Annotated in this window: 28 protein-coding genes; 19 read left to right on the top strand and 9 right to left on the bottom strand. The window is 47.4% G+C overall.

What is annotated here, in order from left to right; genetic code table 11:
* Positions 1 to 79: 79 nt before the first annotated feature.
* Together KNP93_RS08715 and KNP93_RS08710 are read right to left on the bottom strand one after the other, a co-directional pair.
* Complete coding sequence (locus KNP93_RS08715) at positions 80 to 844, bottom strand: ABC transporter permease (RefSeq protein ID WP_131972663.1); 765 nt, start codon at positions 842 to 844, stop codon at positions 80 to 82.
* Positions 841 to 1,731 (bottom strand): ABC transporter ATP-binding protein, encoded by an 891-nt coding sequence (locus tag KNP93_RS08710; RefSeq protein WP_214854557.1) that lies wholly within the window; start codon positions 1,729 to 1,731, stop codon positions 841 to 843. The genes KNP93_RS08715 and KNP93_RS08710 overlap by 4 nt, the downstream gene beginning before the upstream one ends.
* 366 nt (positions 1,732 to 2,097) lie before the next feature.
* Between KNP93_RS08710 and KNP93_RS08700 the strand changes: the two genes are divergently transcribed.
* Positions 2,098 to 2,706 carry a helix-turn-helix domain-containing protein gene (locus KNP93_RS08700; protein ID WP_251138733.1) on the top strand — a complete coding sequence of 203 codons (609 nt, stop codon included), beginning with the start codon at positions 2,098 to 2,100 and terminating at the stop codon, positions 2,704 to 2,706.
* A gap of 46 nt (positions 2,707 to 2,752) precedes the next feature.
* Here KNP93_RS08700 and KNP93_RS08695 read toward each other — a convergent pair whose 3' ends face one another.
* The 3 genes from KNP93_RS08695 to KNP93_RS08685 form a co-directional block, all read right to left on the bottom strand.
* Positions 2,753 to 3,277 (bottom strand): DUF4256 domain-containing protein, encoded by a 525-nt coding sequence (locus KNP93_RS08695; protein ID WP_214854555.1) that lies wholly within the window; start codon positions 3,275 to 3,277, stop codon positions 2,753 to 2,755.
* 58 nt (positions 3,278 to 3,335) lie between these two features.
* Positions 3,336 to 3,878 (bottom strand): recombinase family protein, encoded by a 543-nt coding sequence (locus tag KNP93_RS08690; RefSeq protein ID WP_131972659.1) that lies wholly within the window; start codon positions 3,876 to 3,878, stop codon positions 3,336 to 3,338.
* Positions 3,879 to 4,136: 258 nt separating this feature from the next.
* Positions 4,137 to 4,763, bottom strand: a complete 627-nt coding sequence (locus KNP93_RS08685; protein WP_214854553.1) for an NAD(P)-dependent oxidoreductase — start codon at positions 4,761 to 4,763, stop codon at positions 4,137 to 4,139.
* 127 nt (positions 4,764 to 4,890) lie between these two features.
* On the opposite strand from KNP93_RS08685, the gene KNP93_RS08680 reads away from it, so the two are divergent.
* The 4 genes from KNP93_RS08680 (at position 4,891) to KNP93_RS08665 (ending at position 7,599) form a co-directional block, all read left to right on the top strand.
* Positions 4,891 to 5,307: an Rrf2 family transcriptional regulator gene (locus KNP93_RS08680; RefSeq protein WP_131972657.1), complete on the top strand. Its 417-nt coding sequence runs from the start codon at positions 4,891 to 4,893 to the stop codon at positions 5,305 to 5,307.
* Positions 5,308 to 5,362: 55 nt separating this feature from the next.
* Entirely contained in the window at positions 5,363 to 5,761 is a 399-nt protein-coding gene (locus KNP93_RS08675; protein ID WP_131972656.1) for a hypothetical protein, read from the top strand.
* A gap of 93 nt (positions 5,762 to 5,854) precedes the next feature.
* Positions 5,855 to 6,547, top strand: a complete 693-nt coding sequence (locus KNP93_RS08670) for an ABC transporter ATP-binding protein (RefSeq protein WP_214854550.1) — start codon at positions 5,855 to 5,857, stop codon at positions 6,545 to 6,547.
* A gap of 62 nt (positions 6,548 to 6,609) precedes the next feature.
* Entirely contained in the window at positions 6,610 to 7,599 is a 990-nt protein-coding gene (locus KNP93_RS08665) for an LLM class flavin-dependent oxidoreductase (protein ID WP_214854548.1), read from the top strand.
* A 37-nt stretch (positions 7,600 to 7,636) separates the two neighbouring features.
* On the opposite strand, the gene KNP93_RS08660 is transcribed toward KNP93_RS08665, so the two are convergent.
* Positions 7,637 to 8,365 carry an SDR family oxidoreductase gene (locus tag KNP93_RS08660; protein ID WP_131972653.1) on the bottom strand — a complete coding sequence of 243 codons (729 nt, stop codon included), beginning with the start codon at positions 8,363 to 8,365 and terminating at the stop codon, positions 7,637 to 7,639.
* A 120-nt stretch (positions 8,366 to 8,485) separates the two neighbouring features.
* Here KNP93_RS08660 and KNP93_RS08655 point away from each other — a divergent pair, with 120 nt between their 5' ends.
* From KNP93_RS08655 to KNP93_RS08625, 7 genes are all read left to right on the top strand, one after another.
* Positions 8,486 to 8,923 carry a hypothetical protein gene (locus KNP93_RS08655; protein WP_251138732.1) on the top strand — a complete coding sequence of 146 codons (438 nt, stop codon included), beginning with the start codon at positions 8,486 to 8,488 and terminating at the stop codon, positions 8,921 to 8,923.
* Between the two features lie 289 nt (positions 8,924 to 9,212).
* Positions 9,213 to 9,755: an alkaline shock response membrane anchor protein AmaP gene (gene amaP / locus KNP93_RS08650; RefSeq protein ID WP_214854546.1), complete on the top strand. Its 543-nt coding sequence runs from the start codon at positions 9,213 to 9,215 to the stop codon at positions 9,753 to 9,755.
* A 15-nt stretch (positions 9,756 to 9,770) separates the two neighbouring features.
* The gene (locus KNP93_RS08645) at positions 9,771 to 9,977 is read left to right on the top strand and encodes a DUF2273 domain-containing protein (protein WP_131503758.1); all 207 of its coding nucleotides are present in this window, start codon (positions 9,771 to 9,773) and stop codon (positions 9,975 to 9,977) included.
* 47 nt (positions 9,978 to 10,024) lie between these two features.
* Positions 10,025 to 10,465, top strand: a complete 441-nt coding sequence (locus KNP93_RS08640; RefSeq protein ID WP_131972650.1) for an Asp23/Gls24 family envelope stress response protein — start codon at positions 10,025 to 10,027, stop codon at positions 10,463 to 10,465.
* 156 nt (positions 10,466 to 10,621) lie between these two features.
* Positions 10,622 to 11,380 carry an SDR family oxidoreductase gene (locus tag KNP93_RS08635; protein ID WP_214854540.1) on the top strand — a complete coding sequence of 253 codons (759 nt, stop codon included), beginning with the start codon at positions 10,622 to 10,624 and terminating at the stop codon, positions 11,378 to 11,380.
* 182 nt (positions 11,381 to 11,562) lie between these two features.
* Entirely contained in the window at positions 11,563 to 12,471 is a 909-nt protein-coding gene (locus tag KNP93_RS08630; protein ID WP_214854538.1) for a methyl-accepting chemotaxis protein, read from the top strand.
* A gap of 246 nt (positions 12,472 to 12,717) precedes the next feature.
* Positions 12,718 to 14,127: an MATE family efflux transporter gene (locus tag KNP93_RS08625; protein WP_214854536.1), complete on the top strand. Its 1,410-nt coding sequence runs from the start codon at positions 12,718 to 12,720 to the stop codon at positions 14,125 to 14,127.
* Here the strand turns inward: KNP93_RS08625 and KNP93_RS08620 are convergent.
* The gene (locus KNP93_RS08620; protein WP_131503755.1) at positions 14,124 to 14,507 is read right to left on the bottom strand and encodes a hypothetical protein; all 384 of its coding nucleotides are present in this window, start codon (positions 14,505 to 14,507) and stop codon (positions 14,124 to 14,126) included. The two genes, KNP93_RS08625 and KNP93_RS08620, sit on opposite strands and share 4 nt — an antisense overlap.
* 142 nt (positions 14,508 to 14,649) lie before the next feature.
* Here KNP93_RS08620 and KNP93_RS08615 point away from each other — a divergent pair, with 142 nt between their 5' ends.
* The 6 genes from KNP93_RS08615 (at position 14,650) to KNP93_RS08590 (ending at position 17,783) form a co-directional block, all read left to right on the top strand.
* Positions 14,650 to 15,054, top strand: coding sequence for a hypothetical protein (locus KNP93_RS08615; RefSeq protein WP_214854534.1), 405 nt, complete (start codon positions 14,650 to 14,652; stop codon positions 15,052 to 15,054).
* 147 nt (positions 15,055 to 15,201) lie between these two features.
* Positions 15,202 to 15,684: a hypothetical protein gene (locus KNP93_RS08610; protein WP_214854533.1), complete on the top strand. Its 483-nt coding sequence runs from the start codon at positions 15,202 to 15,204 to the stop codon at positions 15,682 to 15,684.
* On the top strand, positions 15,677 to 16,372 hold the full coding sequence (locus KNP93_RS08605; protein WP_214854531.1) for a nucleotidyltransferase domain-containing protein: 696 nt from the start codon (positions 15,677 to 15,679) through the stop codon (positions 16,370 to 16,372). Before KNP93_RS08610 ends, KNP93_RS08605 begins: the two co-directional genes overlap by 8 nt.
* A 66-nt stretch (positions 16,373 to 16,438) precedes the next feature.
* The gene (locus tag KNP93_RS08600; protein ID WP_131503751.1) at positions 16,439 to 17,047 is read left to right on the top strand and encodes a hypothetical protein; all 609 of its coding nucleotides are present in this window, start codon (positions 16,439 to 16,441) and stop codon (positions 17,045 to 17,047) included.
* A 71-nt stretch (positions 17,048 to 17,118) separates the two neighbouring features.
* Positions 17,119 to 17,442, top strand: a complete 324-nt coding sequence (locus tag KNP93_RS08595; protein WP_131503750.1) for an antibiotic biosynthesis monooxygenase — start codon at positions 17,119 to 17,121, stop codon at positions 17,440 to 17,442.
* A 110-nt stretch (positions 17,443 to 17,552) separates the two neighbouring features.
* On the top strand, positions 17,553 to 17,783 hold the full coding sequence (locus tag KNP93_RS08590) for a hypothetical protein (protein ID WP_214854529.1): 231 nt from the start codon (positions 17,553 to 17,555) through the stop codon (positions 17,781 to 17,783).
* A gap of 1 nt (position 17,784) precedes the next feature.
* Here KNP93_RS08590 and KNP93_RS08585 read toward each other — a convergent pair whose 3' ends face one another.
* Together KNP93_RS08585 and KNP93_RS08580 are read right to left on the bottom strand one after the other, a co-directional pair.
* Positions 17,785 to 19,005 carry a hypothetical protein gene (locus tag KNP93_RS08585; protein WP_131972645.1) on the bottom strand — a complete coding sequence of 407 codons (1,221 nt, stop codon included), beginning with the start codon at positions 19,003 to 19,005 and terminating at the stop codon, positions 17,785 to 17,787.
* A gap of 2 nt (positions 19,006 to 19,007) precedes the next feature.
* A complete protein-coding gene (locus KNP93_RS08580; protein ID WP_371819894.1) occupies positions 19,008 to 20,252 on the bottom strand; it encodes a hypothetical protein in 1,245 nt (414 codons plus the stop codon).
* Positions 20,253 to 20,420: 168 nt separating this feature from the next.
* On the opposite strand from KNP93_RS08580, the gene KNP93_RS08575 reads away from it, so the two are divergent.
* Positions 20,421 to 21,239: an alpha/beta fold hydrolase gene (locus KNP93_RS08575; RefSeq protein ID WP_131503747.1), complete on the top strand. Its 819-nt coding sequence runs from the start codon at positions 20,421 to 20,423 to the stop codon at positions 21,237 to 21,239.
* The last annotated feature ends 80 nt before the right edge of the window (positions 21,240 to 21,319 follow it).

Raw genomic sequence — 21,319 nt, 5'->3', positions numbered from 1 at the left:
TCCTAAAAATATCAAATACGGCACCTGCCAAAGCGGGTACCGTATTTTCGTAACTTTGAGACGACAGATAGGAAGACAGTCAATTTTTCAGCTTTTTGCTAGCCCATAGTAAGTTGCAAAAAATCAATACCAAACAAGAGACGATACTTAAATAGGAAACATCGTATGTTGCCACTAGTTGATGTTCCGCCACGTTTAAGATGGACGAGGGTAACAAATCGGAAAACGCAAGATCAACGTTCTTGATGAGCAGGAGGAAAAAGCTGATTCCGATGGCTGAAACAGCAATCAAAACCTGATGCTTTACATAGACGCTAATCACAATGACAAGACTGGTCAGGTAAAGAATCCATATGCTGTATAGAACAGAAAATAAAATCAGTTTTGTAATCGAGAACGAACCGAATAAGTATACCGTGCAGATATAGGATGTCAGGATTCCAAATCCGATACTGAACATACTGATGAACCAATGGGCGATCAGTTTGGCATATACATAACAATGTATGGATACCGGGCGTGTCAGAATAAAATCCTGCATCCCGTTTTGACGGTCCGTTGCAATCAGTCCCATGAAGCTGATCAGCAGGATGATCAGACCGATTTGATCAAATTGACCAGAGATCGTTGATAAAAAAATTTCACTCGGAGTGGGATCTAGCTTGTTCGGATCCAGGATGACTCCAATCGAACCGCCTAACTGTTGCAAAATGATGTCCATATACAGATTAATCAAAGGTTGGGTTAAACCAAGTAGAACAAAAAAAACCGTTAACCAAACGTATTTATATTCCTTTGCAGCCTCCGTTAATTCTACCCGCACAAGCGTCGCTAAATGGTTCATAAATCCGCCGCCAGTTCGAGAAACGCATCTTCCAGTCCTATTTCATGGAAACCAATTGATATCAGGTCAATGTGTTTTAGAGAACAGACGGTTAAGACTTTCTTTAGGTCAAACGCTTGTGTTCCTGTGATGAGGAATGTGGCGGCTGATAACTTTTCCACAATGACGGATGGGAAAAATTCCCGTATTTGATCTACATGTACAGCATCCCTGAACTTGATGCGTAACTGTTTAGGATTAATTGTTTGATCCTTTTGGAATAGGTGTTTGATGATACGACCGTTTTTCATGATGACATAACGGTCACAAATATCTTGGGTATCATGCAGTATATGCGTCGATAACAAAATCGTCATCCGTTGCTTCAAACGACCGATTAACTTTCGAATTTCATTTCGGCCGATTGGATCTAGGGAGGCGACAGGTTCGTCTAAAATTAAAAACCGGGGCTCATGCAAGATGGCTTGCGCAATTCCGAGACGTTGTTTCATCCCTCCCGATAATTGTTCCACCTGAACGTCTTGTTTGTCCTGAAGACCAACTTCCTTTAAGGTTTCTGAAATACGATTCTTCAAGATATCTTTTTTTATGCCGGACAATTTTCCAAAAAAGAACAGTGACTCTTGGCAAGTCATCCACGGTTTGAAATCTGTGTATTGAGATAAGTAACCGATCTGTTTTTTATAAACTTCAATTGGCTGAGAATGAAATGTAATATCGCCTGATTCATACGAAAGGATTCCCATCAGACATTTGATCAGCGTTGTTTTGCCTGCGCCATTTGGGCCAAGCAATCCGATACATTCGTTATCCTCAATCGAAAGATTGATCCCATCGAGAATCTTTTGTTTATCAATCGTTTTATGCAGATTATGAATCGTAATCATGACGGACGTTTCTCCTTCCTATCATCAAGTAGAGAATTGGACCAACCATTTGCATACTGACAATGATCCATAGCCACAAGTAAGGCAGAACAATTTGATTTTTTCTTTTATACCAATCGAAGAGGGTGATTCCAATCAACAATACATTTAGGAAAAGAATGGGGAGAATCAGAGGAAGTAGTTGAAGCCAATCGATTTCTAATAAAGGTGTGATACTTGTGTTCATTTAATCACCTCTTTCTATTATCATTATCAATAATGATAATTAATAAGTCAACTAGTTTTTTACTTTTTATGGACTCAATGAAATTTTAAACATCATGTAGACATATGGTATGTTCATGTAGCAGGGATAGCCAAAAACAGTTGGCACAAGATGATATTTTACAAAAGAGACTATCAGGACCAGGTGACGTAACAAATATACTGTTTAACGAAAGGATAGATAAAATGAATTTAGATTTATTTAAAAATCAAATCAGGTTCAAAATTGCCTTGGAATTAATTGACCGTGATAATGGATTATCCATTATGCAACTGAATAAGTTACTCTCAGATGTTCCACAAGCTACGCTATATCGCCATGTGAACGCGATGCTTCAAGATTCTTTATTGAAAGTGGTTAGGCTTCAACGTGTCGGAAAAGTCGAAGAAAAAATTTATGCATTGAATACATCCGGATACAAAATTAAAGATGAGGACTGGGCTTCAGCGACATATGAGGAGAAGGTTAATTTTGTCTCGTTTTATTTTATGTACATTTTACAAAACTATAAAAATTATCATGAGAAGCTAATTACAACCGATTCAGCGGATAAAGCAACATTTTCATTGGTTAAGTTAAATTTACCAGATGAAACGTTTCATTCATTCCAGTCAGAACTTGCTACATTATTAGAAAAATACTATGCATTATCAATGGAAAAAGAAGACAATGAAAATAAAAGAACTGTCTCGCTAGTTATCATCCCGTAAACAAAAGCAGTACTCACTATCATAAGTGAGTACTGCTTTTTACCGTTCAAAGCGTGAAGTACGTCCGAAAACCGCGGTTGGCATAATACGAGTCGGCTCCATTGTGGTACACGAAAACATGATCATACCGCCGGTCGCAGTATAACGCGCCGCCTTGCGCCCGGATGGACTCCGGTGTCTCAATCCAGCTCGACGTCTTTACATCGAACGGTTGAATCGTTTGCAGGTGACGATAGAGGACTTCTGTCAACAAGGCGACACCGTGTGCAGTGGCTTCCGCGACGGCATTGCCGACAGGCTTATTTTTCTTCCGCTTTTCCAGTGCAGCCTCGTCATAACATAAGCTGCGGCGACCCGATGGACTTTCCGCTGCACAATCAACGAAAACCCATTGGCCATTTGGCACTGTTACGATATCCGGTTCACCGCCGGTCTGTTCCATCCAGTCAAGGGAACGGAGCATTTCCGGGGATAACCGGGACACGATATCATCCCACTTCACAGCGGGATGCCGGTCAGGATGATCCGTGAACCGGTGATGGAGGATGTCAATCAACGTCGCTTGATCCATGTTCTTTCCGCCTTTCGATAGCTAGTTTATTTTCTCTAGAAGATGTATTAAATGTACATCATTTTTCCAAATAACGGTAGAGGGTACTTTTGCTGATGCCCGTTTGCTCCCGGATTTCGGACAAACTGTACTGTTTACTTTGATACATGTCGATTGCTCGTTTGACGTTTTCATCCGGCTTTCGCGGGCGTCCCGTCTGTTTGCCGAGCTCTTTTGCTTTCGACAGTCCTTCGCGGGTCGCCATGCTGACGACGTCACTTTGGAGGGCCACGAGATGCTGGACGATGTCACGGAACGACTGGTTCAGGGCCTGCCGGGTGTCAATGTCTTCCCGGATTGACAAGAGGTAGGCTTGCTTCGTATCCAAAGCGTTCAACACTTCGATCAGGTGACGCGTCGAATCCGCCAACACATACAAATGAGAGACAAGGATGATGTCACCCGGTCTGATATCTTCTAACAATTGATCAAGCACGTAACGTCGTTTCGAGGAACTGTGCTCCTCGATCCTTACTTGATCGGTTTCATAGGTCTTAAGTGCCTCGGCTTGCTTCTCACACGTTGGATCTTCAAAATAGGGGCGCATGTAACCAACAATCATAATGTTCTCCTCGCTCGAATCAAAATACCTGCTGCGATGAAAAGAATACGCGGATCTGTTCTAGATGAAACTCGTATTCAAGATTCATCCAGCCGGTGTTTATCTGTCACTTCCTAGTATAAGGGAAACCTGGACGAGAAGAAAGGTGGGGTATTATACAGGAAGCGGTGGAGAAATAAACGACAAGAACACTTTCTGCATGACCTGATTTTTAATACAATAAAAACGTCCTCGTCAGACGAGAACGTCGGCAATCCATTAAGCGGATACAACAGAAATCCGTTCCTTATCATGGCGATGATGCTCGACTTCATCCGCTAAAGCAACGGCATAATCGGCATAACTGATGTAACTGTCACCCGCAGCATTCAGCGTCAAGACATCCTGCGCCAATTGATACTTACCGGTCCGTGGCCCTTCCGGATCAAAGAAGGCGGCCGGGCTGATGAACGTCCAGTGTAGATCGACAGTCTGTTGCAAATCTTCCAGATTTTTCGCCTGATTTTTCGCTGTCGGCAGGTAAGCGGACGGAAAGTCCGGCGTATCTGCCAGACGGGCCATTTTTTCTTGATCGACGTACAGACTGCCGGCTCCTCCGACCACAATCAGACGGGTCGAATTGCCGCGTAATTGATCAATCAAATGCCGTCCTAAATCAACATGCTGGTGCTCATTTCCGGGTGACGCTCCAAAGGCATTGATGACGACATCAAAATCCGCCAATTCCTCCGTCGTCAGCTCAAACGCATTGCGTTCCAGCACCGTATCATGTTTCGTCCGTGTCGCATCACGGACGATGGCCGTCAAGGCGTGACCCCGTTCTGCCAACTCCTCTAAGATAACCCGTCCTGCTTTTCCACTCGCTCCAATGATGGCAACCTTCACCAAAAACGCCTCCTTTATTTGTATGTAGCTGTACATGTAATTATTTTAGTTACAGAATCTATTATTGTCAAGGCAATTGACATTAAAGGGGATGCTCATTAAAATAAATGCATTGGTGGTGAAACAAATGATTAATAGCCGACTTGCGGTTTCTGTTCATATCCTGGCCTTGATCGCGACACATCCGGACCAAGCCTTGTCTTCTGACTATATCGCCGGAAGTGTCAATACCAATCCGGTCGTCATCCGTCGCTTGATCGGATCGTTACGCCAAGCCGGATTGCTTTCGACGGTCGCCGGAAAGACCGGGGCGACGTTGAAGAAAGATCCGCATGACATCACATTATTGATGATTTACCGGGCAGTCGAACCGAAAGAGACGTTATTCTCAATCCATGATCAGCCGAATCCTGCCTGTCCGGTCGGCCGCGACATCCAATCGGCCCTCAACCAGTCCTTCACACGTGCCCAACAGGCGCTTGAAGCCGAACTCGGGAACGAAACCTTATCCGATATCCTCCATCGTCTTGTCCAGGCAAGATGATGCTGGTCTGTCTTTTCATGAAAACGCCTTCACTTTTGAAAGGAGAAATGTCAAGATGCGACTGATCAGTTATTCAGCCGTCAGTGCAATCGGATCCTTTTTATTGTTCACTGCGTATGCCTTTTTAACGAATGTCGAAAATGAGTTTTTATATCAGTTCGGTACGTTCGCGACGACCTTGTTTACATTTGCCGTCGGTTTGCCGATGCTCTTCATTACAAGGCAGTATCCGTTCTCCTTACGCTGTTTGATCTATTTGACGGCCGGTGTCTTTACGATTTTATTGTTCGTCGGATTTTATGATTATTTCGGTCAGGAGACTTTTGTCGAGTCCCGGCAAAACTTAAGCGGAATCGTCCGCTTCGCGACACTGGCCTGTCTGTTTTATATCGTCCCGTATGAATGGATGTACTTAAAAAAATCGTCGACGAATCACCCTTCGATGTCTTCTTGACGCTGACCTTCTGAAAAGAAGGTCTTTTTTGCAGGAATTCCCAATAAAAAGGATAAACAGGTAGACAGCTATATTTAAAGAGAGAGAACACGCATGCAAGATACATTCATTTGCCGGCAACTCGGAAAATCCTTTACCGGTGACGGCATCGAGACCCATGCCTTGTCGGATATTAATCTGACGCTTGATGGCGGGGACTTCATTTCGATCATCGGTCCGTCCGGCTCCGGAAAATCGACATTGCTCAGCTTGATCGGGACACTTGACCGTCCGACGAGCGGCACGCTGTCATACGGCGATCAAGCGATTCATCAGCTCAAGAGCAAAGAACTGTCCGATTTCCGGTTTGAGAACGTCGGCTTCATCTTTCAACAGTTCCATCTGATTCCGACACTGACCGCGCTCGAAAACGTCATGGCGCCGTTATTCGGGCGGAAAGTGACGTACGATAAAAAAGAGCGGGCCTTGTCGCTGCTCGAGAAAGTCGGACTGGCGGATAAAGCCGGTTCACTCCCGTCGCAGTTATCCGGCGGTCAGCAACAGCGGGTCGCCGTCGCCCGGGCCCTCGTCCACGAACCGAAATGGTTGCTGGCGGACGAACCGACCGGCAATCTCGATACCGAAACCGGTGAAATCATTTTTAGCCTGTTGCGCACTTTGAATGAAGAGAAGGGTTGCGGCGTCCTGTTCGTCACCCACGATCCGGCTCTCGCCGAACGGGCCGACCGCAAAATCGAAATGCGGGACGGTCTGATCATCGAAGACCGCCGGCTCGTCCGCGCCTGATCCCTTCTTTTTGAATTCACCGCAGCGACCGCGTACACTGAATGTGTAGAGGAGGCGAGCGTATGCGCTTAGGAATCTTGGATCAGGTCCCGCGTCACGAGGGGGATACGATCGAACAGACGATGGAGGCGACAAAACGACTGGTCGTCGAGGCGGAACGCCTTGGGTATGACCGGTACTGGTTTGCTGAACATCACAACACGAACGGGTTGCTCAGTGCGGCGCCAGAATTGTTCATTGCCCGGATGGGGGACGCGACCTCGAAAATTAAGCTCGGTTCCGGCGGGATCTTACTGCCGCAGTATCATCCGCTTCAAGTAGCCGAGACGTTTTCGACACTGGCTGCGTTTTATCCGAACCGGATTGAACTCGGAATCGGCAATTCGCCGGGCGGCAGTGAACGGACCCGGCGTGCGTTGACAGACGGCGCCGAGAATGCCGCTGCTGAATTTCCGCGGATACTCGACGAGGTTGAAGGTTTTTTGACAGATTCCTTGTCGTCGCGTCATCCGTATCGGATCGTCAAGACGACACCGCGTGTCGAGGAACGGATCCCGTTATCCGTGCTCGGACTGTCGCCGCGCAGTGCGATACTCGCTGCCGAGCGGGGACACGGACTCGTGTTTGGTCATTTCATCAATCCCGACAAGTGGCAAGAAACGCTGCAGACGTACCGCGACGCATTCGTTCCGGTCGACGGACGAACACCGAACGTCATCGTCTGTATTTTCGTCATCTGTGCCGAAACGATGGAAGAAGCAGAAGCCTTGGCACGGACGCAAGACGCCTGGATTCAAGGGATCCGGCTTGGCCATTCGATCGTGCCGTCGTTTGCGACCACAGAAAATAAGTCGTGGAATGCCGAGCAACAACAACGAATCCAGCACGACCGCCGGCGGACAATTGTCGGGACACCAGACGAAGTCGCCGAGGCACTGCAGGCGTTGTCCGACCGTTACCAGACCGATCAGTTTCTATTGATCAATAATGCGTTTGATCAGGACAAGCGGCTCCGGTCCTATCAGTTGATTGCCGAACGATTGCTCCATTAAAAAACACCGCCTGCGTACAGGCGGTGTTCGTTTTGACTTATTGTTGGGCAGTTGGACGGATCAGGATTTCATTGACCGCCACATCGTCCGGTTCATTGACGGCGTAAGCAATCGCACGGGCAATGGCGTCAGCGTCCATCGCTTTTAAGTCGCCGATGCCTTGTTTGATTTCTTCGTCCGTGATGTGATCTTTCAGCTCGGTATCAACTGCTCCCGGTGAAATGATCGTCGCGCGGATATTGTTTTCGACCGACTCTTCTTTTCGCAAACCTTCCGTAATCGCACGGACGGCAAATTTCGTCCCGCTGTAAACGGCACTCGACGGCATGACGTCGTGTCCTGCGACAGACGAGATGTTGATGATATGTCCTCGTTTCTGCTCGCGCATATAAGGCAGAACCGCACCGATGCCGTAGAGGACACCTTTGATGTTGACATCAACCATCGTGTTCCACTCATCCTGTTTGTTTTTGTTCAGTTTCGAAAGCGGCATCAAGCCCGCATTGTTGACGAGTACGTCGACCGAACCGAACGTATCTTGTGCAAGTTTCGCGAGTGCATCGACTTGCGACGCGTCCGTGACGTCCGTCACCTGATAGACGGCTTTACCGCCGAGTTGTTCGATTTCCTGTTGCAAAGTTTTCAAACGATCTTCCCGGCGCGCTGCGAGGACCAGTTGCGCACCTTGTTTAGCGAGTAACTTAGCAGTAGCTTCCCCGATGCCACTTGATGCTCCTGTAATGATGACGACTTTGTTTTCGATCATTTAGAAAACCTCCTGCATATTTTTTAACTCAACTTAGAAGTATTAACCTCTTTTAAACATCAGCAAACCTCGTACGGACAGTTCGAAGACCGAAAGGATGAATACGATGCGAAAAGGATTTTGGCTCGTTCTTGGCTCGTTCTTATAGTAGCAGTCGGATTGGTTTTATACGTCGAACCGTTTCGCGGGTCACCGCCGGAACCGGATGTTTCCGTCAACGGAACAGACATCGGTGTGACAAGCGGATCTTATTGTTGGAATGGCCTATTGATTGATCAATGTGCAGATAGTACATATTCGACCCCGCTCGACATGACAGCCGACCAGACACCGGCAGTCGTCAAACCCGGTGAGAAGATTGAAGTCGCCTTTAACGACGGTCCCGCGCCGGAACGGATCCAGACGGAACAATGGTTGAAGGACGCAACAAACAAAACTGTTCAACTGAAGAACGAACAGTTAACCGTACCGAACAAGAAAGGTCTTTATATCTATCATGTTTATGGGTGGTGGAAGCAAGGGGATGGAAATGTCGCATTTTCCGTTCAAGTAAAATAATATTGACATTGTTTAAACCATATGATAAATACTAAAATTTCATTTAAAAACGAAATTTCCTTCATCTTTTTTGGATGAAAGGGACTTTTTTATTAAATATAGTAGATAAAACACTGATTTCCTAGTGACACAAGGTTAAATTATCAGAATAATATAACTTTAATTTAAAGTGTGTTTAAATGTTTTAAGGTCTAGTGAACGGGAATAAACACACCATACACATAATATTTCAGCTAGCGAAAGTCTTATGTGAAAGATTCTTATAATGTTATCTAAAGGAGAGATGAAGATGAATGGGTTCAATCGTTTCTTACTCGTTCTCATCGGTCTGCTCGGGTTAGTGAGCGTCGGCTTACTGGTTCTCGGCGTCTACGATGTTCCACGACTCAGCCCGTTACTTGAACAATGGCAGGATCAACAATGGTACAGCTACACAGTACTCTCAATTGGTGGGTTTTTAGCTTTCGTATTCGTTATTCTCTTATTCACCGGATTACTCAGCCGCTCGAAAGGTCAACGGTTGTTGATCCGGACAGGAGACGGCAACATCACGATTTCGAAAGAAACCATCGAACGGACGGCGCTTGAGTCGATTCGTGGTATCAGTGGAGTCCGGACGCCAAGCGTCCATGCAGATATCCATTCGAAAAAAGAAACGGTCGCCTTAACTGTCGACTGCTCGGTCTTTGGTCAAGATGGGCTACCGACAATCGGTAAAGATATTCAAGAGCGTGCGAAACACGCCGTCGAATCCTTGCTTGAGTTGCCGGTGACGAGTACGAAAGTCAAAATCAGTGATACAAAAACCAAAACGTCGGAACGTGTCGTCTAAAGGGAGGAATTGAACATGAGTACTAAAGAACAATTGTATCCGTACCGGTTCCGGTTAGTCGGCGGTCTCGTTGGACTCGTGATCGCGGTTCTGTTCCTGACGATCGGTTTCGGACCTACGCTGTTATTACTCGTCTTTACCGCAATCGGCTTCCTGATCGGGAAGTGGCGGGACGGAGCACTTGATATTGAAGGATGGATTCAGTTCTTTAACCGGGATTGATTCATATATAAATCATTTCATACTACATTTAAAAGGAGAGGTTTCAAATGGCAAACGAATCATTAAACACAACTGGACAAACTCAAGAGGTACGCTCGAATAAATTAACGTTCGAAGATCAGGTCATTAAAAAAATCGCCGGGATTGCGTCAAACGAAGTCCAAGGCATTTTATCAATGAGTGGTGGATTCATGAGCGGTTTGACGGATCGACTTCGCAGCACGGAAGACATCACAAAAGGAGTCGGCGCTGAAGTCGGTGAACGCCAGGTGGCGCTCGATCTGCGCGTTATCGTCGAGTATGGCAAAAACATCCCGTCAATCTTCCAGGAAACGGTCGCGAAAATCAAAAAAGCGATCGGTGATATGACAGGGCTCGAAGTCGTCGAAGTCAACATGCATGTCGAAGACGTGATGACACGCGCCGAGTTCGATGCGAAAAGTAAAAACGAACAGGCGGAAGAAAAAACAAGCCGCGAATTAAAATAATCGAAACGTCCGGGAACCCTCTGATGAGGGTTCCCGGTTTTTTTGTGTTTTTCAAAAAAACGTTTACCGAATTGCCATCAAGCCAAGTGACTGTCCGGATGGAAAACGGGAAAAGACAAAGGAAGACTTCAATCCAATCAGAAAGGATGAGAAATTATGCGTTTAGACGGAAAAGTCATCATTGTCACCGGAGCGGCTTCCGGCATGGGGAAAGCGATGGCCGAGTTGTTTGCGGCAGAAGGGGCACATGTCGTCATTTCGGACATTCACGGGGACGCAGCGAGACAAGTCGTGCAGACAATCACTGAAAACGGTGGAACCGCACTCGCAGTGAAAACGAATGTGACAGAGGAAACAGCCGTTCAGCAACTGATTGATCAAACCATTACGGCATACGGTAAACTCGATGTGCTGGTCAACAATGCCGGCATCATGGACGGGATGGAAGGGGTCGGAGACATTTCGGATGAACGCTGGGAACGCGTTTTCTCCATTAACACGACAGCCGTTATGTGCGCGATGCGGCTTGTCGTTCCGTTATTTCAGAAACAAGGTCATGGTGTTATTCTCAACAACATTTCCATTGGCGGTTTGAACGGTGCCCGAGCCGGGGCTGCTTATACGGCGTCGAAACATGCCGTCGTCGGCTTGACCAAAAATACCGCCTATCTGTACGCCAAGGAAGGAATCCGCTGTAACGGGATTGCCCCGGGTGCAGTCGAGACGAACATCGGACAGTCGATGACGAACATCAATGAATTCGGGATGGGCCGGACGATGCTCGGGATGGGATTGAATCCCCGGACGGCAAAACCGGAAGAAATTGCAAATCTGGCCCTGTTCCTCGTATCGGAAGACAGCAGTTTCGTCAACGGGGCGATCGTAGTAGCGGATGGCGGATGGAGTGCCTATTAAAGATATTTTCTGAGGTTCCCTTTCTTCAGGGAGCCTCTTTTTAGCTGAATGATACATACGCATGAATTATTTACTGAATTACAGACCCATCTGGAAGGGATTAGTTGGTACAAGGGATAATAATACAAGATAACCATTTTAATGATCATCGAGTGGGGATTGAGAGAGGAGTGGATCGATCGATGCAGGAACAGAGGACACGCGTAACGGATACACAGGTGATCCGTGCGATTGAGCAAAACCTGGCGATTATTCGATTTGATGACCGACGTAAGGTGGCTTACGTCAACGAGTTATTTGCCCGGACGATGGGATATGAGGTCGACGAGCTGATCGGGAAGTATCACCGGGATCTTTGTTTTTCGGGGTACGCGGACAGTCCGGCTTATGAACTGTTTTGGCGTAAGCTGATGCAAGGCATCACCTATCAGGACAAAATCGAGCGGCGGGCGGCTGACGGGCAACAGAAATGGCTCGAAGCGACCTATATGCCGATTTTTTCGGAAGATGGACGCCGTGTCGTCGGCGTGTCGAAAATCGCAACCGACATCACAGTTCGGCAGCAGGATGTCCTCCGTATGGCAAAGGCATTAAACGAAACCTCGGCCTTTTTAACGGTTAAGTCAGAAAGCGGACGCCAAGACGGATTGAACGTGCTCGCGACCGTACAACAAGTCGAAGCTGAATCGACAGCCAATCTGGCCAATCTCGTTCAACTCCAGGCGCAGACTGATTCAATCACGACTATCATCAAGACGATCCGTGACATCGCCGCCCAAACGAATCTGCTGGCCCTGAACGCAGCGATCGAAGCGGCACGTGCCGGAGAACACGGTCGCGGGTTTAACGTCGTTGCAACAGAAGTCCGCAATCTGTCCAATAAAGTCTCCTTATCGATCGGTGAAATCAAAGATAACATCGAAGGGATCGTCCAGCGGATCGAAACGGTCTCAACCAGCATCGAGCAGATTTCTTCGAAAGTCAAAACGAGCAGTGGACAGCTCGAACAGACCGTCCGTGAATTTGATCTCTTGGCGGATTCCGCCAAACAGTTGGAACAACAGGCTAAAGAATTTGTCCGTGTCTTATGAAATGACCCATAAACTCATATTTTAATCCTGCAAATGAACAGATCTTCTTTTGTATGACTCTGACAAGAATCATATGAAAGGAGGTCTTTTTGAGTCAAATAGTCAAAAATACCTTATAATAAGCCAATGCTTTATATCGCGAAGCACGAAGTAACATCGTCTACTCAGAAAAGGAGGATTGATGATGCCGGTACTGACAACCAATCATCTCTTCAGAAAGAATCCGTTCTCGCCTAAAGCGATAGCGTGCTTACAAACGATTCGAAATCGATTTATCTCAATGAATCCGTTCCATCGGAGGCATCTGATCGAGGCGCAGACATGGTGACGCCGCCTGTTACAGCGCGCCAGTATGGACTGCTTGCCTATCCGTTGATCTTGTCGAGTATATTGACGCCGTTACTCGGTGTCACCGATACAATCGTCATCGGACAAACCGGCGATGCAGTCGCCATCGGGGCGATTGCGATTGCTGCTGTGTTCTTTAATACGATTTACTGGCTGTTTGGATTTCTAAAAGTCAGCACGACCGGTTTCAGTGCGCAAGCCAGTGTCCATCATGACGAAACGGCTTTGCATTTCGCTTTATACCGTCCTGTGTTGCTCGGTTTGCTGATTGGTCTCGCACTGATGCTATTTCGTGTTCCGTTGACGGAAGGTGGTCTTTACTTACTGGCAGCACCCAGAACCTTGTTGCCGGATGTCACGACATACATCCATTACCGGATGTACGGAGCACCGTTCGTTCTGATTGGATACGCCGTCCTCGGCTGGCTGATCGGCCAGGGGCAGGTGAAACGCGCCTTGTTGATTCAAGTATTCAGTAACGTCATCAATATCGTGCTGGATATCGTCTTCGTCCTCGGACTGGGATACGGCGTCGCCGGCGTCGCGATCGCGACGCTTGTCTCTGAAATCAGTATCGTCGCTTTCGGATTCCTGTTTATGTTCCGGCAGTTAGCCTGGAAACCGGACTACCGCGGCCTTTTGTTCCATGTCCAGGCGTACCGGCAATTTTTTACGGTCAACGCCGATCTGTTCGTCCGGACGATCTTTCTTTTGATCGTGACCGGCTGGTTTACCCGGACAGGAGCAAGTTTTGGACCTGATGTTCTCGCAGCCAACGCCATTTTGTTGCAAATCCAGTATTTGATTGCCTATTGGTTCGGGGGACTCGGCAGTGCTTCGACGATTCTCGTCGGACGGTCGCGCGGACGCCACGATGAAGCCGGTTACCGTCAAAGTGTCCGGTTAACCCGAAAGTTTGGTCTCGCTTCCATTCTTTTGATGATGATTCTGCTAGTTATTTTTCAGTACCCGTTATTGCGGTCATTCTCCACGGATCCGGACCTGCTTGATTTCGCCCGTCTGTATTATGGCTGGATTCTCATCTTTCCGTTAACCGGTGGCTTTGCGATGCTCTATGAAGGCGTTTTTTCCGGTCTGGCTCAGGCAAAACCGGTCCGGAACTCGATGATTCAGGCTTTTCTCGTCTTTGCACTGCTGTTGCTGTCGGTCTACTGGATCGGCAACCACGGCGTGTGGCTGGCGTTCATCGGTTTCGGTCTGATGCGATCCGTCTCCCTGCATTTGGCGGAGCGCCGGAGATCGTCTGTGTTTGAAACACATAACGAAAAAACGGATCTTCCTGTTTAACGATCAACAGTGAAGGTCCGTTCTTTTATCGTGTTACTTTTAACTTGTTTTCGTGCATCAATCGAATCCCGGATATGTATGATGTAACGGCGTCCCTTTTGATAACCCGAGCGGGGCGGCTTGATCCGGAGCTCCTTGCCGTCAATGACTTCAAGCTCCGTCTGCATCCGTTCGCCGGTCGAGTCCGTGATCGTAACCGTACGGTCCGAGACTTGATCCGGACGCAGTCCTTTCGAAAATTCGATATCAAACGTGTGATACTTCGAAATCGTCCGCGCACGAGACTTGAAGTGGGGGCCGTCCGTCTGCTCGTCGAGCGTACAGTAACACCCTGTAAAAAGTAAGCAAACAGTTAAGATAATGGAAAATAACGGTTTCACAATCAAGCTCCTTTCAGCATATTTTTCATTATAAGACAAATAATGGGAGGTTTCAATCGTTCTCAGGGCGGATTGTGAAATAACCCTTCAAGACATGGCGCGGGTGATGTATACTCAAGCGAGAGAAAGGCAGTGGTAGAATATGCAACAAGCTGATCAACGTGAAATCATCGTCTCCATCCGGACGAGTTATGATTTCAAGGCCGATGAAGGACGTGCGATCCGTGTCGTCGAATTCCACGGACGCCGGACGACGGTCATCGATACATTTAAAAAATCAACACCAAAACGGATGATTTTAGTTGAAATGATCCGCGCCGTCCAATCGTTCAAGGAACCGTTCCATATTATTTTTAACGTCGAATGCAACTTCGGTTTCAAGTATTTAAACGATGAACGCCAGTGGGAAAACCGCGATCTCGGAAACACGTTCAACGAATTGATCCAAGCAGGCGGACACACAATCGAACTCCGCGACTGTTCGTTTTATGAAGGCGGCAAAGACTTGCAGAAATGGTTGCTGAACATCCTGAAAAAAGCGAATTGATCTTTTAAGACAGATGACGTTCACCGGACGGTCATCTGTTTTTTTGTTCGTTCTCCCGTCCTCTGCTAATATGTGGTAAATTTATAAGAAAGAAAAATGACAACACGATTGACATCATCGTCAACTATTTTGTGAAGAGGTGGAATTATGAATAAAGAAGATCATCAAATCGCCCGAAAGCTCGTGTCTACTTATTTGACCGGAACTCAAATTTCGACGATTCACCTGACAGGCTTCATCAGCATCGAACTGATCAATCTCTACGACGCCACGATTCCGGATATCACAATCCGGATCGAGACGGACCGTTTGTATTACGGGGATGTCGAATCGTCGAAGGACTGGGTCGTCCGCCATATGCCGAAAGAAGAGATGCTTCACCTGATCGTGACGTTACATACAGAACGAATCATTGCCGTCCGGATCGGAAAAGCCGCTCCACATCTGTTCATTACGTTCAGTTCGGGGAAAACTCTGGTCATCAACGGATCGGATACTTATTACGAATCCTGGGCCGTCGATATGACATTACCGGATAAAGGTCTTGTCTCAATCGTCGCTGTACCGGGCGATGAACTGGCTGTTTTTGCTTCCGATAATACGATGTTACAGAACCAGACACATGAGTGATTTGCTGACGTATGCCAAGCAAACTGCCCGTTTAATCGTCGAGAGCCGTTATCCGGATTGTGACGCTGCGTTACTTGCCGGAAGTTTTGTCCGGGGACAGGCAACCGCGACATCTGACCTCGATCTGATCATATTTCGGGAATCCGTCCCGGCTTCTTACCGGGAATCGTTCACCTTCGATGAATATCCGGTCGAAGCATTTATTCATTCGAGTACGACCATCCGGGATTTTTTCCGGCAGGACCGGGAACGCGGACGTCCGTCGATGCAACGGATGGTCGCAGAAGGATTCGTCCTGCTCAATCATGATCTGCTCAGACCTTTGAAAGCACAGGCGGAATCAGAGCTGCTCGCCGGTCCACCGGTGCTGTCGCCTGTCGAAACGGACCGTGCGCGTTACTTTCTGACCGATTTGCTCGACGATTTCATCGGTGTGACGGAGCGGTCGGAAGGACTTGGAATCGCAGCCCGGTTGCTCGAGCAGGCGACGGATTTCCGCTTACGGACGTCGGGTCACTGGACAGGACAGGGGAAGTGGCTGATCCGCAGTCTCGAGACCATCCATCCGGTCGAGGCCTTTGAAGCCTATTTCCGGTCGGATGAAAAACAAGCTGTCATCGGTTTGCTGGAAGAGTGGCTTGCCGAAAGCGGCGGTCGTTATTTTGACGGCTTTTCAATCGGAAAATGAAAGGGGGGCGAGCATCATGAAACGATCCATGCCGGACTGTCATCCGCTTCGTGATGTGGCGCTGTCATGAAACACCGGATGTTCGTATTGTTATTTTTCCTGCTCGGTCTCGGCGGGAGTCTGTTTTATTTCCAGACGAAAGAGGCTGCTCCTCAAGATGTGACACCGAAACGGATTGTCGAGACCGTCCGTCAACAGCAGCCGGAAGTGCGATTTTCGACGAAACAGGTCTACTGGATTGAACCGCTCGGCGACCGGCATTTAGTCGCATTCGTCAAAACACCGACGAGGCAGTATCTGATCCTGCTGAAACAAACGGATGCGTCCTATCAGCTCGTGAAGTTGCTCCGCCAAACGTCGCAGTCATCCGACTGGTTCGAAGGACGGTTACTGGAAGTCGATCAACATCGTTTCCTGGTCGTATACGGGGAAAACCCGTCGCAGAAACTGGATACGTTAATGTTTGATCCGTATAAAGTCACGTCCGTCGGGACACACGAGCGAACCGTACCGCTAACTGATATCAAACGGACGCTCGATGTCGGACAAAAGGATAGCTTCCATACGATTCAGGCCTTACCGAAAGCTTTTCCCCGTTCGCTCTTTTTTGATATTCATGCGGTCGACCGGCAAGGCGACGAACAGTTACGCCGCTTGTCGAATACGCTCGATTGAAGACCTCTCAGTAGGAAGAAGATTTAGTTGTTCGGTATACTGAATATAGTTCAACAAGAGGGGGATTTAGTATGTGGATTGTAATGAATCAATTACGTGTGCAAAACGGGAAAGCCGATCAAGTCGCGGCACGTTTTCAAACGACTAAAGGCATCGAGCAGATGGAAGGATTTATCCGGATGCAGGTCTTAGTCGATCTCAGTCAGGACGAGCATGATATCGTCACGATCATGACGACGTGGGAAAAACAAACGCATTTCCATGCCTGGCAGGAAAGCCAAGCCTATAAAGGCGTCCATAAGAAACGGGACGAGGGGACATCGGAAGTCAAACCGCTTGTCCTGTCAAACGCCGTGACAGAATATGCCGTCGTCGCCGATCATACGCATGCCTAAACAAAACCGTCTTTTCCCGCGAGTGGGGAAGAGACGGTTTTTTCGCCTGGAATGGATAAACCGGAAAGCGGGTAAAAGGATTAAAACTGAATCTCGAGAGGTGACGGAAGATGACGACACGGAAAGGCATCGTTTCAGGTTTAACGGTCTTGTTCGGCATGATTTTCATCATCGGTTTTTTCCTGTCCGGCGGTTTTGTCTACCTGTACTTTTTTGCACTGCTGATTGCCTGTTCCTCTTTTTTACGGGAACAGTTGACCCGCGAGGAGTGGTTACACGAAGGGATCGCCTTCATCTTGTTTTGCTGTGTCATCTTCGCTGTCGAACATCTGGTATTTTAAGTCATTTGATGTGATACGTATCAAGAAACACGTCGCGTCCGGCAGCGGAAAGCTTAAAACCGACCTTCCGGTGGACATCTTCGAGATAAACATCGGTTTTTTTGATTCGCCGGTCGAGATAAATTTTGAACTGTTGCGCTTTCCCTTTATTCAGTAACGTCAAATACTGCCGCTCGGCCAATCGTCCTTTTGGCTCCGCCTCTTCACTGTCCTCGATCAGCCGGACCAACTGTTTTGACTCTTCGAGTGACGTCTCGATGTAGGCATCGGGTGAAAGCGGCTCCGCCATATCTAAATCGCCGTTCACAAATTTCATTTTTCCGAGCGACCGGTCATGAAAGAGGGCGAAGCGCGGTAAAGAATAGTCCGCATCGTACAGTTCGTCCGGCGGCACGTCAAGATTAGGCGGAAGTTGTTTTTCGTGCTTGACGCTCAGCTTGTAGCGGGTAGTCTTTCCGGTTTTTTCTTTGACCGTGACCGTACCGTAAGTACCGTCTGCATGCGGTGCCTCCTTGAACTGAATCGTACTTCGCTCCTTCGAAGAATGAATGGGCGCACGATATCGTGCTTGTCCCATCAGGTTCAACTGGACTTCGTACGGTTCTTGAATCTGAATATTTGATTCGAGGACGAGCGGGACGGGTCCGACAAACGGTGTCAGTTCCATGATGTTCGTGACGACCGTCTGCTTCGTTTGTTCATTTGTTGCCCGGACGACGAGATAGCCGGTCGTCGGGACCGTCAGCTGTCGCGCAGATTTCATCAGGGATCTGCCGGAGATGCGGACACTCTCTTCAAAGTTGGAAGATAACTTCTGAAACTCCACCTGATTTTCAGGCATGACGAGATGTTCCGATGAAAAGCGGTCCTGCTTTCGTGTCAACTTGTGATAACCCGGTTTTGACACATAATCATGGCAATACAAAAAACGATCCTGTTTTGTTTTCAGATAGACGGCCTGCTCGCCCATCGATTCCGGAAACTGGCTGACGAGATTCACGAAATATTGTTTGCCGATCGCATACTCTTTCGGTGCAGCAACCGGTTTCGTCGCGCACACCTGTTTAATGAGAACACCCAACTTCGGATCATCTTTCTTGAAGTCTGTCAGATTCAACGTATCGTACACTTCCGGTAAGTAGGTGTACTGGATCGGTTTTACATCCGGACTGCATCCGCTCAATAGGATGGTCGTCATTCCTAACAGCACTATTTTCCGCATCTTTAGTCCTCCAGTTCTGTCAGGAGATCAGTTGCGACTTCACCGGACAGTTTCGCTGTTTTTTTCGTTTTTGCATCTTTGACATAAATATCCGTTTTGTTGGCACGTGCTTTTAAGTAGACTTCAAACGATTGGCTTTTTCCATTTTGAATCAACGTCATATACCGGATATCTGCCCGCTTTCCTTGAAGTTTTTCTAGCGACACTTCCTTTAAATCATTTGAGATCCGCTTCGCCAGTTTGTCCGGTAACAGAGATAATTGCCGGAAGTTTCCGTCTTTGAGTGCAGCATCGTTCGGATGCAGAAATCCGTGGATTTCCTTGTTATCATTCCCAATCCCGTTAAAGCCGCGGGGACGAATGTCTTTGACTGTTGTCTCATAACGCAGAGAAATCGTCTTATTCAGCGGCTTTTCCGTGTCTTTTGATTGGAAGGTCACGTACGGAATCGTCTTGTTCACCGGTAAGACGTCAGGAAGCGGGTGATAGGTCAAATCAATGGATTGTTTGCCCATCCTGTTGATGATGTCTTCTTGATTAAAGTACTGGTCTGACTTGATCATCAGTGTATAGGTCATAGACGGCAGCCCATCCGTCGTCTTTTCAAATGACAGCTCAATTTCCGGATAGGAAAACGATGCCGGTAAGCCAAAAAGGGGTTTCTGTTTCCCGTCTTTTTCGTTTTCCAAGAACACGATCTGTCCTGTCACTGGAAACTCGATGGACAGACGTTGCACGTTTTTTGATACTCCTACAACCTCTTCCTTCCGTTTTGCTGCTTTGTTATATGTACGTACGGTTAAAGCCGGTTCTGTAATCGGTTTACGTTCTTGGCCTGAAGTTGGTTTCAGCCAAGGGTGGTTTTTCAATTGAATCGGATGTGCCGTCACCCGGTATGTTTTTGGTGAACGGCATGTTAAGTAATACGTATCTCCTGTTGCGATGTATTGTAATTCAATCGGCGGTGTATAGGTGCCGATTTGTTGTAAGTTAAAGTAAAGTCCATATTCACCAAGCGTCCGGTATTGCTTCGGCAGGGGAGCCGTCTTTTTTGTATTTTCGCATGTTTGTAACAGGTAGGCTGACTGTTGTTTTGGTACCGGTTCAAATAAATCATCCGAGAAATTGATTGCTTCCCAGTAATTCGGATTACGTTCTAACTGTAATAAGGATTCTGTCCCGCATCCTGTCAGAAACAGGCTGCCAGTGAAACTGATTGCGAGTACGGATTTTTTAATAGTAATCACCCCTTCCTTCTTTTAACAATATTTTACCATGATAATACCCTTTTACTTCCAATGAAATTCAAAACTAAAAACCTTTTAATATTAAGATGTTAGTTTTTTGTTACAACCGGGTATCTTTTAATTGTGCACGGAAGCTAGACTAACTAAAAACAACGGGGGTTTTCACAGATGGGTACATTTATTCAAGCAGTCGATGGAACAAAGATTTATGTAGAAGATATCGGTTCAGGACAACCGGTCGTTATGTTACACGGATGGCCGGCCAACAATAACATGTTTGAATATCAGAAAAACCGCCTGCTCGAAGAAGGGTACCGCTATATCGGCGTCGATTACCGCGGCTACGGGAAATCGGATGCGCCTGCTACCGGGTATGACTATACGACGATGGCGTCGGATATCAACGAAGTGATTCAGCAATTGGAATTAACGAATGTCACGTTGCTCGGTTTCTCGATGGGCGGCGGAATCGCGTTAAAATACCTCTTAAACCACGGGGAATCCAACGTCTCGAAATTGATCTTAGCAGGAGCAGCCGCACCGGTCTTCACGCAACGCGATGGTTATCCGTACGGCATGACGAAAGAGGAAGTCGATGCCTTGATTGAAGATACGAAACAGGACCGTCCATCGATGCTGAAAGGATTCGGGGAAATCTTTTTTGCGAAGGAGCATCCGGAACCGCTCCAGCAATGGTTCCATAACTTGAGTGTCGCGGCATCTTCCCACGGAACGATCCAGTCGGCGATTGCCTTACGTGACGAAGATTTACGCGACGGTCTGCCGAAGATTTCGGTCGATACACTCATCATGCACGGTAAACAAGACAAAGTCTGTCCATTCGAATTTGCCGAAGTCATGCATGAAAACATCACGGGTTCACGCCTCGAAGTCTTTGAAGAGAGCGGACACGGGATGTTCCTCGACGAACGCGAGAAATTCACGGAAACACTTGTTTCATACGTCAAATCAAGCCAAGCGGTCTAACTGCAAAAGACACGTAACCCCATCTGCTTTTCCTTCGGGAGAAGCAGATGGGGTTTTTAAGCAGACGCGTCTCACATCAT

The sequence above is a fragment of the Exiguobacterium sp. s166 genome (genome assembly GCF_018618855.1).
In the GTDB taxonomy this organism is placed as follows: Bacteria; Bacillota; Bacilli; order Exiguobacteriales; family Exiguobacteriaceae; genus Exiguobacterium_A.
The sequence above is the reverse complement of the archived record's forward strand: the minus strand, read 5'-3'. Positions and strand labels throughout refer to the sequence as shown.